This is a genomic window from Cellulomonas sp. P5_C5, assembly GCF_054049655.1.
In genome coordinates this window covers 94,756-110,005 of the sequence record NZ_JBFULY010000007.1, presented here as the reverse complement: position 1 = coordinate 110,005, position 15,250 = coordinate 94,756, and the positions used below count along the sequence as shown (strand labels likewise).

General features: G+C 73.2%; 8 protein-coding genes. 3 read left to right on the top strand and 5 right to left on the bottom strand.

The features are described 5' to 3' along the window. Window positions 1-230: 230 nt before the first annotated feature. Entirely contained in the window at window positions 231-5,084 is a 4,854-nt protein-coding gene (locus ACXJKF_RS08605) for a hypothetical protein (RefSeq protein ID WP_456787322.1), read from the top strand. A 55-nt stretch (window positions 5,085-5,139) separates the two neighbouring features. Here the strand turns inward: ACXJKF_RS08605 and ACXJKF_RS08600 are convergent, their stop codons facing one another. From ACXJKF_RS08600 to ACXJKF_RS08580, 5 genes are read right to left on the bottom strand one after another with little or no spacing between them, the layout of a single operon-like run. Next, on the bottom strand, window positions 5,140-7,017 hold the full coding sequence (locus tag ACXJKF_RS08600; protein ID WP_456787321.1) for an O-antigen ligase family protein: 1,878 nt from the start codon (window positions 7,015-7,017) through the stop codon (window positions 5,140-5,142). A 44-nt stretch (window positions 7,018-7,061) separates the two neighbouring features. Beyond that, window positions 7,062-7,931 carry an aminoglycoside phosphotransferase family protein gene (locus tag ACXJKF_RS08595; RefSeq protein ID WP_456787320.1) on the bottom strand — a complete coding sequence of 290 codons (870 nt, stop codon included), beginning with the start codon at window positions 7,929-7,931 and terminating at the stop codon, window positions 7,062-7,064. 1 nt (window position 7,932) lies between these two features. Beyond that, window positions 7,933-8,619, bottom strand: coding sequence for an NUDIX hydrolase (locus ACXJKF_RS08590; RefSeq protein ID WP_456787319.1), 687 nt, complete (start codon window positions 8,617-8,619; stop codon window positions 7,933-7,935). Further along, window positions 8,616-9,308 carry a type 1 glutamine amidotransferase gene (locus tag ACXJKF_RS08585; RefSeq protein WP_456787318.1) on the bottom strand — a complete coding sequence of 231 codons (693 nt, stop codon included), beginning with the start codon at window positions 9,306-9,308 and terminating at the stop codon, window positions 8,616-8,618. The genes ACXJKF_RS08590 and ACXJKF_RS08585 overlap by 4 nt, the downstream gene beginning before the upstream one ends. 5 nt (window positions 9,309-9,313) lie before the next feature. Next, window positions 9,314-10,768 carry a GuaB1 family IMP dehydrogenase-related protein gene (locus tag ACXJKF_RS08580; protein WP_456787317.1) on the bottom strand — a complete coding sequence of 485 codons (1,455 nt, stop codon included), beginning with the start codon at window positions 10,766-10,768 and terminating at the stop codon, window positions 9,314-9,316. A gap of 178 nt (window positions 10,769-10,946) precedes the next feature. Between ACXJKF_RS08580 and dxs the strand changes: the two genes are divergently transcribed. Further along, window positions 10,947-12,830 (top strand): 1-deoxy-D-xylulose-5-phosphate synthase, encoded by a 1,884-nt coding sequence (gene dxs, locus ACXJKF_RS08575; protein ID WP_456787316.1) that lies wholly within the window; start codon window positions 10,947-10,949, stop codon window positions 12,828-12,830. Window positions 12,831-12,974: 144 nt separating this feature from the next. Further along, a complete protein-coding gene (pflB, locus tag ACXJKF_RS08570) occupies window positions 12,975-15,248 on the top strand; it encodes a formate C-acetyltransferase (protein WP_456787315.1) in 2,274 nt (757 codons plus the stop codon). Window positions 15,249-15,250: the final 2 nt, after the last annotated feature.

Sequence of the window (15,250 nt, the reverse complement as noted above, 5' to 3'; positions counted from 1 at the left end):
CGCGTTCCGGGACGGTGCTCGACCCCCGGACCGAGCGCATCCGCCGTTACGCCGAGGGGGTGAAGCCGACGCTCAGGGCCGTCGTCGAGGCGTCACAGGCGCCCGGTGCGAGGGGTGACGTCCGGCTATAGGGGCCGGCGTCCCATTGGCTTCCCGCCGGTTGCCTGGGGAATCCTTCGCGCAGCGCGACGGCACCACCGTCGCCCACCGACCCCCCGGAGCATCACGACATGCATCGTCTCTTCCATCGCGCCCGCGCGACGGCACTCGCCCTCGTGGCAGCGCTCGCTCTGACCGGACTCCCGGCGACGGCAGCCCTTGCGGAGGACGCGCCGTCGTCCGCGACCATCTCTGGCCGGGTGGAGCTCCCAGCTGATGTCGTCTCGGCCTCGATCTCTGCGTTCTGGGACGACCCGGTGATGGGCTGGTCGCAGGGCGCGTGGACCGACGTCGCCGCCGATGGGGTGTTCGCGCTCCAGGGCCTGCAGCCCGGACGCGCCTACGCGATCGAGGTGCGCTCCGACGCAGGCCAGATCGTGACGGGGTTCTACGCCGGCCCGGACGCCTTTCCGACGCCGTCGCGCGACGCTGCGGTGTCGGTGGTAGCACCAGCGGACGGCGTGGTGATCGTGGCGCAGGAGGCCGCCACCATCTCCGGTGTCCTTGCCCTGCCCGACGCCGGCGACCGCTCGACGGAGCCGATGTACGCGATCGCCCGCCCTCTCGACGGCTCTCCGTGGGGAACACAGGATCCGGTGTCCGAGGACGGTGCGTTCGTCGTCCGCGGGCTCGCGCCCGGTGGCTCCTACCGGCTCGAGCTCACTGACGGTCTCGGCGTTCTCGGGGGGTGGTTCGTCGGCGACGGCGAGCCGCTCTCGCGCGACCACTCGTCGTTCGCCCCCGTCGTCGCCCCCGCGACCGGACTCCACATCACCCCGGGGATCTGGGCGTCGGTCTCCGGTGTGGTCGACCTGCCGGACGGCTTCGTCGTCGGTGACGGCGCACCCCTCACGGTCTCCGCCTACCGTCACGACACCGTCATGGACTACCGCTACCTGGTGACCGAGTCGGTCGTCGCGGCGGACGGCTCGTTCACGCTCGAGCACCTCATCCCCGGCGACCCGTACGCCCTGCGCCTGACCGACCCGACGGGGGTGCTCCCCGAGGGGTGGATGACCACGAACGGCATCACCACGAGCGAGACCGAGAGCGTCGACGTCGTCGCGCCCGCCGCCGGTGTCGTCGTGCGCCCGCGCACCGGGGGAGTCGAGGTGCCGGTGGTGGGGGCCACGATCACCGGTTCCGTCATCCTCCCGTCCGACGTCGGTCAGTCGTGGGTCAACGTCACCGCGTACCGGTGGGTCGGCTACTGGGCGTACGCGGCGTACACCTCGGTGACCGCACAGGGCTCCGGAAGCACCCCGTTCACCTTGTCCGGCCTCGAGCCTGGTGCCACCTACCGAGTCCAGGTGCAGAACAGCGGGATGCTGATCGACGGGACGTGGGCCGGCGACGGCCAGCCGCTCGTCCGGGAGATGACCGACGGCCAGGACGTCCTCGCCGGACGGTCCGGGCTCGAGCTCCGGCTCCGCGCGGGCGCCACGGTCGAGGGCATGGTCCACGCACCGGCAGGCCTTGTGATCCCGGCGATGGCAGGCGTCCGGGTGTCGGCGATGTACCTGGCGACGTCCCCCTACGGATACCCGTACTGGGCGACCAGTCGATCGTCGTGGATCACCATGATGAACGACGAGGACCAGATCCCCTTCGCGATCGGAGGGCTGGAGCCGGGCGAGAACTATCGCATCGAGGTCCAGGACAACTCCGGCACGTACCTCGGGGGCTACTTCGCCGGCACCGGGCCGCTCGCCACGACCGCGGACGGTGGCTCGGACGTCACGGCCCCCGTCAACGACCTCCACCTCCAGCTTCGGCCGGCTGTCTCGATCTCGGGGACCGTCGTGCTGCCCGACGGGTACACGCCGCAGTACCTCTCCGTGACGGCGTCCGAGACGTCGAACGGTGGCGTGTGGACCGGGTTGCGGTCGGCGTCGGTCGACCCGACGACGCACCGGTTCGTCATCGGAGGGCTTGACCCGGGGGCTGCGTACACGGTGCAGCTCTCGGAGACCGCCATGGACGGTTCCGGTGATCTCCTCGGCGGGTACTACTCGTCGGACGCAGCGTTCCTCACCGACTCGGTGAACGATGCCGTGTCGATCGTCGGCGGACGGTCGGGCATCACCCTGAAGGCGGAACGGGGAGCGACGGTCACCGGGCACCTGGCTCTCCCGAGCGGGTACGAAGCACCCAGCGGGCCGTGGGTCTACGCGTTCAGCGGCAACGGCGGGGCGTTCGGCACGCGGGTGGAGGCGGACGGGTCGTTCGTCGTGCGGCGCGTGCGGCCCGGCGCGGAGGTCCGGCTCCAGTTCTCGGACGGCGACGGTGGCTTCCTCGACGGTCTGTACGCCGGCGAGGGCAAGCCCCTGGCGTGGTCGGGTGCGGGAGTGCCGGTGCTCGGCGGGACGACCGGGCTGCAGGCCGTGGCGCAGGCGTCCTCGACCCTGCTCGGCACGGTCAGCCGGCCCGCAGGGCACGAGCGCGACCCCTGGGGCATCGACGCCGTCGTCGGCGTGTACGACGCCGCGTCGGGTGAGCGGGTCCGGACGGGCTGGAACGTACCGACGGAGGCCGAGGAGCGTTCCGACGCGGACGTCCGCACCCAGGAGGTGCCGCCGGGCACCTTCAAGATCGGCTTCAACCGGGAGAGCGGCACCTCGCTCTACACGGGCACCTTCTACACGGCCGAGCCGCGGGACACCCCGGTGCGCTTCGCCGACGCGGACGTCGTGCGGGTGGCGACCGGTGAGGTCGTGGAGAACGTCGACGCGCACCTGAGCACCTGCGCCAGCGTGAGCGGCGAGGTCGACCCGGCGCTGCTGCCGGCCGACCAGGACGGTCAGGTCGTCATCTACAACGACGACGACCCGGACCTGGTGACCCGGTCGGCGTGGACGCGGGACGGTGCGTTCGCCGTGACCGGTCTGCTCCAGGGCCAGTACCACGTCGCGCTGGGCTACTTCGGCGACGACGGGTACGTGGAGGTCACCGAGCAGGACCTGCAGATCACGGAGTGCGACGAGGTCAGCGGCGTGGAGCTGTCCGCCACGCCCCCGGTGCAGAACGTGGGTGCGCCGACCGTCAGTGGTGTCGCGCAGGTCGGTCGGACGCTCACCGCGTCCGCGGGCACCTGGTCGCCCGCCGACGCGACGGTCTCCTTCCAGTGGCTGCGCGACGGTGCCGTCGTGCCGGGAGCGGTGGGAGCGAGCTACGTCCTCACCGCCGCCGACCTCGGCGCCGAGCTGTCCGTGCAGGTGACGGCGTCCGCGGACGGCCGTGGGGCGGGAGTCGTGACCTCGGTCGCGACGCAGCCGGTCGTTCCTGCGACCTTCACGCGCACGGCGTCGCCTGCGATCAGCGGGACGGCGAAGGTGGGGTCGACGCTGACGGCGTCGGCAGGAACCTGGACCCCGTCCGGCTCGACGCCGGCGTACCAGTGGCTGCGCTCGGGCACGGCGATCGAGGGCGCGACGGGTTCGACCTACGCCGTGGCCGTGGCGGACCTGGGCACGACGGTCTCGGTCGAGGTGACGGTCTCGAAGCCGGGCTATGCACCGGCCACCGCGAGGTCGGCGGCCACCGCTGCGGTGGTCGCCGGGACGATCGTCAGTACGACGAAGCCGACGGTGACCGGGACCGCGAAGGTCGGGTCCACGCTGACGACGTCGGCGGGCGGCTGGACGCCGGCCGGTACGACGCCGGACTACCAGTGGCTGCGCGGCGGTGTCGCGATCAGCGGCGCGACCGCGGCGACCTACACGGTCGCGGCGGCCGACCTCGGAGACACCCTCGCCGTCAAGGTCACGCCGTCGCTCACGGGCTACACGGGTGCGTCGGCGACGTCGGCCCCCACGGCGCCGGTCGTGGCGGGGACGTTCACCGCGTCGGCAGCGCCGGCGATCACGGGCACGGCCAAGGTCGGGTCGGTGCTGACGGCGTCGGCGGGCACGTGGTCGCCGACGGGCACGTCGGTGACGTACCAGTGGTTGCGCGCGGGTGCCGTGATCAGCGGAGCGACGTCCGCGTCGTACACGGCGACGGCGGCTGATCTGGGCAAGGCACTGTCGGTGAAGGTCACCGTCGCCCGGACCGGGTACGCCGGCGCATCGGCGACGTCGGCCCCGACCGCGCAGGTCGTGGCGGGGACGTTCACGACGACGACGGCGCCGGCGATCACGGGCACGGCCAAGGTCGGTTCCGTGCTGACGGCGTCGGCGGGCACGTGGTCGCCGACGGCGACGTCGATGACGTACCAGTGGCTGCGTGCCGGTTCGGCGATCTCGGGGGCGACGACCGCGTCGTACGCGCCGACGGCCGCCGACGTGGGCAAGGCCCTGTCGGTGAAGGTCACGGTGGCGCGCACCGGGTACACGGGTGCGTCGGCGACGTCGGCCCCGACCGCGCAGGTCGTGGCCGGGACGATCTCCACGACGGTGGCGCCGGCGATCACCGGCACGGCCAAGGTCGGTTCCCTGCTGACGGCGTCGGCGGGCACGTGGTCGCCGGCGGCGACCACGGTGACCTACCAGTGGTTGCGTGCCGGTGAGGCGATCAGCGGTGCGACGACCGTGACGTACCGGCCGACGGCTGCCGACCTGGGCGCCGCCCTGTCGGTGAAGGTCACGGTGGCGCGCACCGGGTACACGGGTGCGTCGGCGACGTCGGCCGCGACGGCGAAGGTCGTGGCGGGGACGTTCGCCATGTCGGCGGCGCCGAGGATCACGGGCGCGGCCACGGTCGGGTCGGTGCTGGCGGCGTCGAGGGGCCTGTGGACCCCGGCGGGCACGGGCACGACGGTCACGTTCCAGTGGAAGCGTGCCGGCGTGGCGATCGGTGGTGCGACCGGGCGGACGTACGTCCTGACCCCCGCGGACAAGGGCAAGGCCGTCTCCGTCACGGTCACGGTCAGCCGCGACGGGTACACACCGGGGTCGGCCACGCCTGCGGGGGTCGCAGTCTCCTGATCCCGCCCGAAGGCCGCGCCGAGGAGGTGACTCCCGGCGCGGCCTTCGTCGCGTATCAGCGCCCTCCGGCGAGCTCCGCGGCCCTCTCCTGCTCGTCGACGCGCCCCTGCGACTCGTACAGCCGGGCGAGCAGCCCCCAGGCGCGCGGGGCCGTCGGCGCGTTCCGGGTGGCCGCCAGCCAGGCCTCCTCGGCCCCCGCCTCGTCGCCCAGCTGCGCGAGGGCCAGGCCCCGCCACACCTCGACCGACGCATCGAGCGGTGCACGCCGCAGGGCGTCGTCGAGGGTCGCCCGGGCCTGTGCCGGCTCCCCACCGACGACCTGCGCGGAGCCGAGGATCCGCTGCGCCTCGAGCGAGCCGGTGGCGTCCAGCGAGCGCCGTGCCCATCGTGCCGCCGCCTCGGCCGACTCGGCGTCACCCGCCTGGGTGCCGGCGAAGAAGGTGGACGCCGCGACGAGCGGGATGTCGAGGTCCCACGGTCGCAGTCGCTGCGCCGACGCAAAGTCGGACTCGGCGGCGGCAACCTCACCGACCGAGGCGTGCTGGACGGCCGACGCGAGGGGGTACTCCGCCGCCGTGCCCACCAGCAGGACCAGGGCGAGCACCCCTGCAGCGCTGCCGACGAGCGCGGCGACGAGCCGTCGCCGGCCCGCGGTGGGCACGGCCACGAGGGCGCCCGCCAGCAGGGCGGCGAGGCCGGTCGTGCCGGCGGAGGTGAAGTGGGTGAGCAGGCAGACGCCGTAGCCCATGACCGCCGCCAGCGCGCCGAGCACCAGGTCGGGCTGCTCCGGGTCCGCCGCGGTGCGGGACGCGCGGAGTCGCCGGGAGCCGAGCACCAGGACGGCGACAGCGAGTGCGAGGGCGAGGACCAGGAGCGGGACCCCGCCGGCCACGAGTGCCTGGACGGGCCATGCGTGGGACGAGTCGACGACGGAGAGCGGGTCAGCTCCGGCCGCCCAGTCCTGGGACCGATGGGCGGGCAGGGCATCGACCAGACCGCTGGGTCCCGCACCGACCAGCGGGTCGCCCGCAGCCGTCGAGAGCGCAGACCGCCACAGGTCGCCGCGGCCGGTGACCGTGTCCACGGCCAGGTCGCTGGTCCCCAGAGCGCGGGACCGCGACAGCGGCAGGGCCAGGGTGCCGACCACCACCAGGACCGCGGTGACGATCGGTCCGACCACGCCGGGAGTTCGCCAGGTGCCTGAGCCGACGCGCTGGGCGACCGTGCAGACGACCAGGGCGACCAGCGCGCCGAGCAGTGCGCCGCGCGATGCGGACGTGACGACCGTGACGACGGCCCCGGCCAGACCGACGAGCAGCAGAGGCGTCCGCCGCCGGATCGCCGGGCCGCACAGCAGGGCGAGCAGGAGCACCCCGAGCGCGCCCTGGTCACTGGCGTTCCCCAGCAGCGCACCGGGTCGTGCGACGTCCCCGCCGAGCGGGCGCAGGCCGGCGGCCTCGGCGGCCGACACGCAGCCCAGCACGGCCGCGACGACGGCCGACGCGCCCCACAACCAGCGCACGGAGTCCGTTGGCGCGCGTGGGCCGAGGAGGCGTGCACCGGCCCACAACGCCCCGGCATAGAGCGGCAGCGCGACCAGACCCTCGTACCGCGGCCACCGACCGAGCACCTGGGGGAGCGGCGCCGCCCCGGCCAGCGCGGCCACGACCAGCCAGACCGCGCCTGCCCCGACGAGCCAGGCGACCCAGCGGTGCAGCTGTCCGGTGCGCCGAGCGAGGGCCGCGGCGACCACGGCGAGCGCCAGCACGGCGAGCTTCGGCAGCACGAACCGGAACAGGCCGCCGGGAGCGAGGACGACCGTCGACACGAGCACCGCGACGATGGCCAGACGAGGCCACCCGGACCAGCCGGGTGCGTCGTCCGGAGCGGCAGGTGCCCCCGGCCCGCGCTGCGAACCGACGGTACGTGCCACCTGACGAGGGTAGTTGACGGGTGACACGGACCGACGCGGGGGCGTCAGTCGGCGAGCGCCTGCGTGATCCCGTGCCGCCCGATCTCCGCGAGGGTCGGGTGCTCGACGGGGTGCATCTGCAGCACGACCGCCATGTGCAGCGCCCACGCCCGCGCGCGCCGCCACGTCGCGTCGTCGGGCGCCAGCCGCTCCCGGAACGCCGCACGGCCCTCGTCGTCGAACGTGAGCCACGCGGTCGACAGGTCGGAGGCGGGGTCCCCGGACGTCACGTCGCCGAAGTCGATGACCGCGCGCAGCCGCCCGTCGTGCACCAGGAGGTTGGCGGGGTGGGGGTCGCCGTGCAGCCACAGTGCCGGACCGTCCCACGCGGGGGCGACGGCGAGATCACGCCAGCGCTCGAGGATGCGGTCGGTGTCGGGCAGGCTCAGCTGCTCCAGCCGGTCACGCAGCGGCTGCTCGCGCGGGGCGATCGGCACGCCGCGGAACGGGTTCATCGGGGCGTCGTCGGGGGCCGGGCGGTGCAGCGCGACGAACACCTCCGCCAGGTCACGGGCCCACGCCGAGCGGGAGGGGACCGCCGTGCGGTGCGCGGCGACCGCGTCGAACCAGGGCACGACGCTCCACGTCCACGGGTACGTGAGCGACGGGAGGCCGACGCGCACGGGCACCGGCACGTCGACCGGCAGCCGGGACGCCAGGACGGGCAGCCACCGCTGCTCGTGCTCGACCAGGGGAGCGGCGACGGCCCGCACGGGGAACCGGGCGGCCAGGCGCTCCCCGACGCGCCACAGCGCGTTGTCCCACCCGGTGCCCGCCCAGGTCAGGGGCAGGTCCGCCAGGTCGGGGTGCTGCTCGCGCAGGAGCGTGCGGGCGAGGTCCTGCGTGACGTCGATCTCCGGGACGGGATGCACCACGTCAGCGGGCCTGCACGATCCGGTGCACGTCGTACGGCACGGCCCAGCCGAGGGCGTCGAACATCCTGGCGAGCACGATCCCGGTGAACCCCCAGACCAGCACACCGTCGACGGTGAACGCGGGTGTGCGGACGGCGCGGCCCCAGCGGGTGTGCTCGACGCTGGCGCGGTTGGCGGGCTCCAGCAGGTCCCCCACGGGGATGCGGAACACGTCCACCGTCTCGGCGTGGTCGACGGCCGCGACCTGCGACGGGCGCGTCCACCACGCGGGCACGGGGGTGACGAGGTGGTTGCTCACCGGTACGGGCATCGGCGGCAGGGTGCCGAGCACCTCGACGCCCGACGCGTCGAGCCCGACCTCCTCGACGGCCTCGCGGAGGGCAGCCTCGCGCGGACCCGCGTCGGAGGGCTCGAGCCGACCCCCGGGGAAGGCGATCTGCCCGGCGTGGTGGCCCAGGGTCCGCGAGCGCCGCTGGAGCAGCACGTCGAGGTCGCGGGCGACCACGGTGTCCGTCGCGCGCGACGGGGTGGCGTCGAGCGTGCCGAACAGGACCAGCACCGCGGCCGGCCGCGCGGTGGACGGGTCCTCGAGCACCCGCGCCGGGTCCACGCGCCAGTCGAGCCCACGCGCGCACAGGTCGAGGAGCTCGGCGCGCGCCCCGCGCACCTCGGGTGCCGGGTCTGTCATCCGCGCGCCCGCACGAGCTCCCCGAACCCGGCGAACATCTTGGTCGCGGCGGGGACGAGCCCGGGCAGGTGCTCGGCGCCGGACGCGCGGATCTCGTCGACCTCCTCGGGGGAGAGGTCCCCGACCATGTCCGGCGTGGCCAGCCACAGGTCGAGCATCCCGGCGTCGAGCTCCGGGTGGAACTGCACGCCCAGCGCGCTGCCCGCCCGGAACGCCTGCACGGGCGTCGCGTCCGTCGAGGCCAGGAGCGTGGCGCCGGCCGGGAGGTCGACCGTGTCGGAGTGCCAGTGCAGCACGGTCGGCCGCTCGCCGAGCGCGCCGAGCATCAGGTCCTCCGCGACGACGTCGACGGGGGCGAACCCGATCTCGGTCGCGGCGCGCAGGTGCAGCGACGAGCCGAGAGCCATCGCGAGGAGCTGCATGCCGAGGCACACCCCGAGCACGGGCACGTCGGCGTCGACGGCCGCGGCGAGCAGCGCACGCTCGGCGGCCAGGCCCGGGTGACCCGCCACGTCGTCCGCGTCCATGGGGCCGCCCATGACGACCACCCCGGACACCTCGTCGAGGGCTGGGAGCCGGGCGTCGTCGAGGTCCAGGACGGTGCGCACCCGGACGGGTGCGTCCATGCCGCGCGCGATCAGCCCGGGACCTTCGTGCGGAGCGTGCATCACGACGAGGACGGGGCGCATGCCCGTCACCACCCGTCGGGCAGCGGTCGCCCCTCCTCGTAGCCCGCGGCCGACTGGATGCCGACCACGGCACGCTCGTGGAGCTCGTCGAGGGAGGTGGCGCCGACGTACGTCGCCGCCGACCGCACGCCCGCGGTGATGTGGTCGATCAGGTCCTCGACGCCGGGACGCCGGGGGTCGAGGAACATCCGGGAGGACGAGATGCCCTCCTCGTAGAGGGCCTTGCGCGCCCGGTCGAACGCGGAGCCGCCACGGGTGCGTGCGGCGACGGCGCGGGCGGACGCCATGCCGAAGCTCTCCTTGTAGAGCCGGCCGTTGCCGTCCTCGTGCAGGTCGCCCGGCGACTCGTGCGTGCCGGCGAACCAGGACCCGACCATGACCTGCGACGCACCGGCCGCGAGCGCGAGGGCGACGTCGCGCGGGTGGCGCACGCCCCCGTCGGCCCACACGTGCTTGCCCAGCCGGCGCGCCTCCGCGGCGCACTCCAGCACCGCGGAGAACTGCGGACGGCCGACGGCGGTCATCATGCGGGTGGTGCACATGGCGCCGGGGCCGACGCCGACCTTGACGATGTCCGCGCCGGCGGCGATGAGGTCACGCGTGCCCTCGGCGGTGACCACGTTGCCCGCGACGACCGGCACCTGCGGGTCGAGCGAGCGGACCGCGCCGAGCGCGTCGAGCATCTTGCGCTGATGGCCGTGGGCGGTGTCGACGACGAGCACGTCGACCCCGGCCTCGAGCAGCTCCAGGGCCTTCTGCTTGACGTCGCCGTTGATCCCGACGGCCGCGGCGACGCGCAGGTGCCCGGCGGCGTCGAGAGCCGGCTGGTAGATGGACGAGCGCAGCGCACCCACCTGGGTGAGCACGCCGACCAGCTCGCCGTCGCGGACCACGGGGGAGAACTTGCGGCGCGAGCCGTGCAGCTTCTCGAACGCCGCCTCGAGACCGCGCAGGCCGCCCTGCTCGACGATCTCCAGGTCCACGGTGGTGGGGTGGGACGTCATGACCTGGTCGACCTGCGTGAAGCGGTCGACGCCCTGGCAGTCCACCTCGGTGACGACGCCGACCGGCTTCCCACCGTCGACGACGACCGCGGCGCCGTGCGCGCGCTTGCCGATGAGCGTCAGCGCGGTGTGCACCGTGTCGTGCGGGCTGACGACCACCGCGGACTCGATGACGGTGTGCCGTGCCTTCACGGACGCGACCACCTCGGCCACCACGTCTGTCGGGACGTCCTGGGGCAGGACCGTGATGCCGCCGCGGCGGGCGACCGTCTCGGCCATCCGGCGGCCGGCCACGGCCGTCATGTTGGCGACGACGATCGGGATGGTGGTGCCGGTGCCGTCGACGGCCGTGAGGTCGACGTCGAAGCGGGAGGTGACCTCGGAACGCGACGGGACGAGGAAGACGTCGCCGTACGTGAGGTCGGAGGTGGCCGACTGGCCGGGCAGGAAGCGCATGGGTTTCCCCCTTTCCGGTCCATGGTAGTCGCTCGTCGGCCCGTCTTCACGGTGCCTCCACATGCCTCTGACCTGCGTCAGCGCGTCGGACGGTTCGGGTCGGCCTACAGTGTGGACAAGCTTTCGGCGTCCGCACGGTGCGGCATCGTCGCCGCACCCCGGAGGAGGAGGCACCACCATGGGTCAGCTCGACCGCATCAGCTCCCCCGAGGACGTGCGTCGGCTCACGTCTCGCCAGGCTGACGACCTCGCCGCCGAGATCCGCACGTTCCTCGTCGACCAGGTCTCCCGCACCGGTGGGCACCTCGGACCGAACCTCGGGGTCGTCGAGCTCACGATCGCCATGCACCGCGCCTTCGAGTCGCCCCTCGACACCATGGTGTTCGACACGGGCCACCAGGCGTACGTGCACAAGCTGCTCACCGGGCGCAGGGACTTCTCGCAGCTGCGCAGCAAGGGCGGGCTGTCCGGGTACCCCAGCCGGGCGGAGTCCGAGCACGACGTCGTCGAGAACTCGCACGCGTCCACCGCGCTCAGCTGGGCCGACGGCATCGCCAAGGCCAACGAGCTGCAGGGCCGGGGCGACCGGCACGTCGTCGCGGTGATCGGTGACGGGGCGCTGACGGGCGGCATGGCCTGGGAGGCGCTCAACAACATCGCCGCCGGGCAGGACCGCCGGCTCGTGATCGTCGTCAACGACAACGGCCGCTCCTACGCGCCGACCATCGGCGGTCTGGCCCACCACCTCGACACCCTGCGCACCACGCGCGGCTACGAGAACGTGCTGTCGTGGGGCAAGCGCACGCTGCGCCGGTCGGGCGCGCCGGGGCGGGCGACGTACGACGCGCTGCACGGCATGAAGAAGGGCATCAAGGACGTCCTCGTGCCGCAGGGCATGTTCGAGGACCTGGGCATCAAGTACGTCGGCCCGGTGGACGGCCACGACGTGCGCGCCGTCGAGCGTGCGCTGCGCAGCGCGAAGGCGTTCGGCGGTCCCGTGATCGTGCACGTCATCACCGAGAAGGGCCGCGGGTACGTCCCGGCCGAGCAGGACGTCGCGGATCGGTTCCACGCGGTCGGCAAGATCCACCCCGAGACCGGCCTGCCCGTCGCGCCGTCGCGGTTCGAGTGGACCAGCGTCTTCGCCGACGAGCTCGTGCGCATCGGCCGTCGGCGCCCGGACGTGGTGGCGATCACCGCGGCCATGCTCCAGCCGGTCGGGCTGGCCCCGTTCGCGGCGGAGTTCCCCACGCGGGTGTTCGACGTCGGGATCGCGGAGCAGCACGCGGCGACGTCGGCTGCCGGGATGGCCTTCGGGGGACTGCACCCGGTGGTCGCGGTGTACGCCACGTTCCTCAACCGCGCGTTCGACCAGGTCCTCATGGACGTCGCGCTGCACAAGGCCGGCGTCACGTTCGTGCTCGACCGCGCCGGGCTCACGGGCTCCGACGGCGCCAGTCACAACGGCATGTGGGACATGGCGATGCTCGGCGTCGTCCCCGGACTGCGGCTGGCCGCGCCGCGCGACGAGGAGACGCTCCGCGACGCGCTGCGCACGGCGGTCGACGTCGACGACGCCCCCACGGTGGTCCGCTACCCCAAGGGCGCGCTGGTCGACCCCGTCCCCGCGATCGACCACCTCGACGGCGTCGACGTCCTCGCGCGGCACGACGGACCGGCCGACGCGCAGCACGTGCTGGTCGTCGGGTACGGCGCGATGGCGCCGACCGCGCTCGAGACCGCCGACCTGCTCGCCGCGCACGGTCTGCGGGTCACCGTCGTCGACCCGCGCTGGGTCATGCCGGTCTCCGCGGCGCTGACCAAGCTCGTGGGGGACCACGACCACGTGGTCACGATCGAGGACGGGGTGGTCGACGGCGGCCTCGGGTCGCTGGTGGCCCAGCGGGCGCGCGAGGCGGGGATCGGGACGCCCGTGCAGGCCGTGGGCATCCCGCGCGCGTTCCTCGACCACGCCACCCGCGAGCAGCTGGTGACCGAGCTCCGGCTGCGGCCGGCCGACATCGCGCGGGACACGCTGGCCGCCCTGGGCCGGCCCGCCTGAGACGTGGGTCGTCCGTCCCACGCATGAGGATGGTGGCCGGGCCGTTGGTCGGCTCATCAGGGACTTAGGGTCTTTCGTCCCGAGACATGGGATCACTCCCTCCGTAGCGTCGAGTGCATCGACCACAGTCGGAGGAGCACGCAGATGTCCACCAGCACCCTGTCCCGGAACGTCCCCACCGAGCCCGCGCTGCAGCCGGCGTGGCGCGGCTTCGCCCGAGGCGCCTGGACGGACGAGATCGACGTGCGGGACTTCATCCAGCGCAACTACACGCCGTACACCGGCGACGCCTCGTTCCTCGCCGGTCCCACGCCGCGCACGACCGCGATGTGGGCGCGGCTGGCGGCGATGTTCCCGGCCGAGCGTGCGCGCGGCGTCTACGACGTCGACCCGCACACGCCGTCGACGATCACGTCGCACGAGCCCGGCTACATCGACCGCCACAACGAGCTCATCGTCGGCCTGCAGACGGACGCGCCCCTGAAGCGCGCGATCATGCCCAACGGCGGCTACCGGATGGTCGAGAAGGCGCTGGAGACCTACGGGTTCGAGCCCGACCCGATCGTCGGCGAGATCTTCACCAAGTACCGCAAGACCCACAACGACGGCGTGTTCGACGTGTACCCCCCGGACGTGCGCGCGGCGCGCTCGGCGCACCTCATCACCGGGCTGCCGGACGCCTACGGGCGCGGCCGGATCATCGGGGACTACCGTCGCGTCGCCCTGTACGGCGTCGACGTGCTGATCGCCGCCAAGCGCCAGGACCGCGCCGAGCTGGACCGCGAGCGCTCGTCGGAGCACGTCATCCGCGACCGCGAGGAGAACGCCGAGCAGATCCGCGCGCTGGGCGAGCTCAAGACCATGGCCGCGTCCTACGGCTACGACATCTCCGGCCCGGCGACGACCGCGAAGGAAGCCGTCCAGTGGCTCTACTTCGCGTACCTCGGTGCCGTGAAGGAGCAGAACGGCGCGGCGATGTCGCTGGGCCGCACCTCGACGTTCCTCGACGTGTACCTGCAGCGTGACCTCGCCGCGGGCCGGCTGACCGAGCAGGACGCCCAGGAGCTCGTCGACGACCTCGTGATCAAGCTCCGGATCGTGCGGTTCCTGCGCACGCCCGAGTACGACGAGCTGTTCTCCGGCGACCCGACCTGGGTGACCGAGTCGATCGGCGGGATGGGGGAGGACGGCCGGACGCTGGTCACCAAGAACTCGTTCCGGTACCTGCAGACCCTCTACAACCTGGGTCCGGCCCCCGAGCCGAACCTCACGGTGTTCTGGACGGAGCGGCTGCCCGACGGGTTCAAGCGCTTCTGCACGCAGGTCTCCATCGACACGTCCGCCCTGCAGTACGAGTCGGACGACCTCATCCGTGAGTCCTGGGGGGACGACGCCGCGATCGCGTGCTGCGTGTCGCCCATGCGCGTCGGCAAGCAGATGCAGTTCTTCGGCGCCCGGGTCAACCTGGCGAAGGCTCTGCTGTACGCCATCAACGGCGGTCGCGACGAGCTGACCGGCAAGCAGGTGGCCCCCGCCGCGCCGGCCGTCGTCGGCGACCTGCTCGACTACGACGACGTCGTCGCCAAGCTGGACGTCACGCTCGACTGGCTCGCCCAGACCTACGTCGACGCCCTCAACTGCGTGCACTTCATGCACGACAAGTACGCGTACGAGCGACTCGAGATGGCGCTGCACGACCGCGAGGTGCTGCGGACGATGGCGTGCGGGATCGCCGGGCTGTCCGTCGTCGCCGACTCCCTGTCGGCCATCAAGCACGCCGGGGTCCACCCGGTCCGCAACGCCGACGGTCTGGTCACGGAGTACCGGGTGGACGGCGAGTTCCCCACCTACGGGAACGACGACGACCGCGCCGACGACATCGCGGTGTGGCTGGTCGAGACGTTCATGGCGAAGATCCGCCGCACCCCCACGTACCGCGACTCGATCCACACGCAGTCCGTGCTGACCATCACCTCGAACGTGGTCTACGGGAAGTCCACGGGCGACACGCCCGACGGGCGCCGCGCCGGCCAGCCGTTCGCGCCGGGTGCCAACCCGATGAACGGCCGGGACTCGCACGGGATGCTCGCCTCCGCACTGTCGGTCGCCAAGATCCCGTACGCCGAGGCGATGGACGGGATCTCCCTGACGTCGTCCGTGATCCCGACGGGTCTCGGACGCACGCGCGACGAGCAGGTCACCAACCTGGTCGGTCTGCTGGACGCGTACATGATGTCGTCGGGCTACCACCTGAACATCAACGTCCTCAACCGGGAGACGCTCGAGGACGCCATGGAGCACCCCGAGGACTACCCGCAGCTGACCATCCGGGTGTCGGGCTACGCCGTGAACTTCGTGCGGCTCACCCGCGAGCAGCAGCTCGACGTGCTGTCCCGGACGTTCCACGGCTCGGTATGACC

What these genes read in the sequence shown, in the direction of transcription:
- ACXJKF_RS08580 (WP_456787317.1), bottom strand. Translation starts at nt 10,768, where the DNA reads ATGCGCTTCCTGCCCGGCCAGTCGGCCACCTCCGACCTCACGTACGGC.
- ACXJKF_RS08590 (WP_456787319.1), bottom strand. Translation starts at nt 8,619, where the DNA reads ATGACAGACCCGGCACCCGAGGTGCGCGGGGCGCGCGCCGAGCTCCTC.
- dxs (WP_456787316.1), top strand. Translation starts at nt 10,947, where the DNA reads ATGGGTCAGCTCGACCGCATCAGCTCCCCCGAGGACGTGCGTCGGCTC.
- ACXJKF_RS08605 (WP_456787322.1), top strand. Translation starts at nt 231, where the DNA reads ATGCATCGTCTCTTCCATCGCGCCCGCGCGACGGCACTCGCCCTCGTG.
- ACXJKF_RS08585 (WP_456787318.1), bottom strand. Translation starts at nt 9,308, where the DNA reads ATGCGCCCCGTCCTCGTCGTGATGCACGCTCCGCACGAAGGTCCCGGG.
- pflB (WP_456787315.1), top strand. Translation starts at nt 12,975, where the DNA reads ATGTCCACCAGCACCCTGTCCCGGAACGTCCCCACCGAGCCCGCGCTG.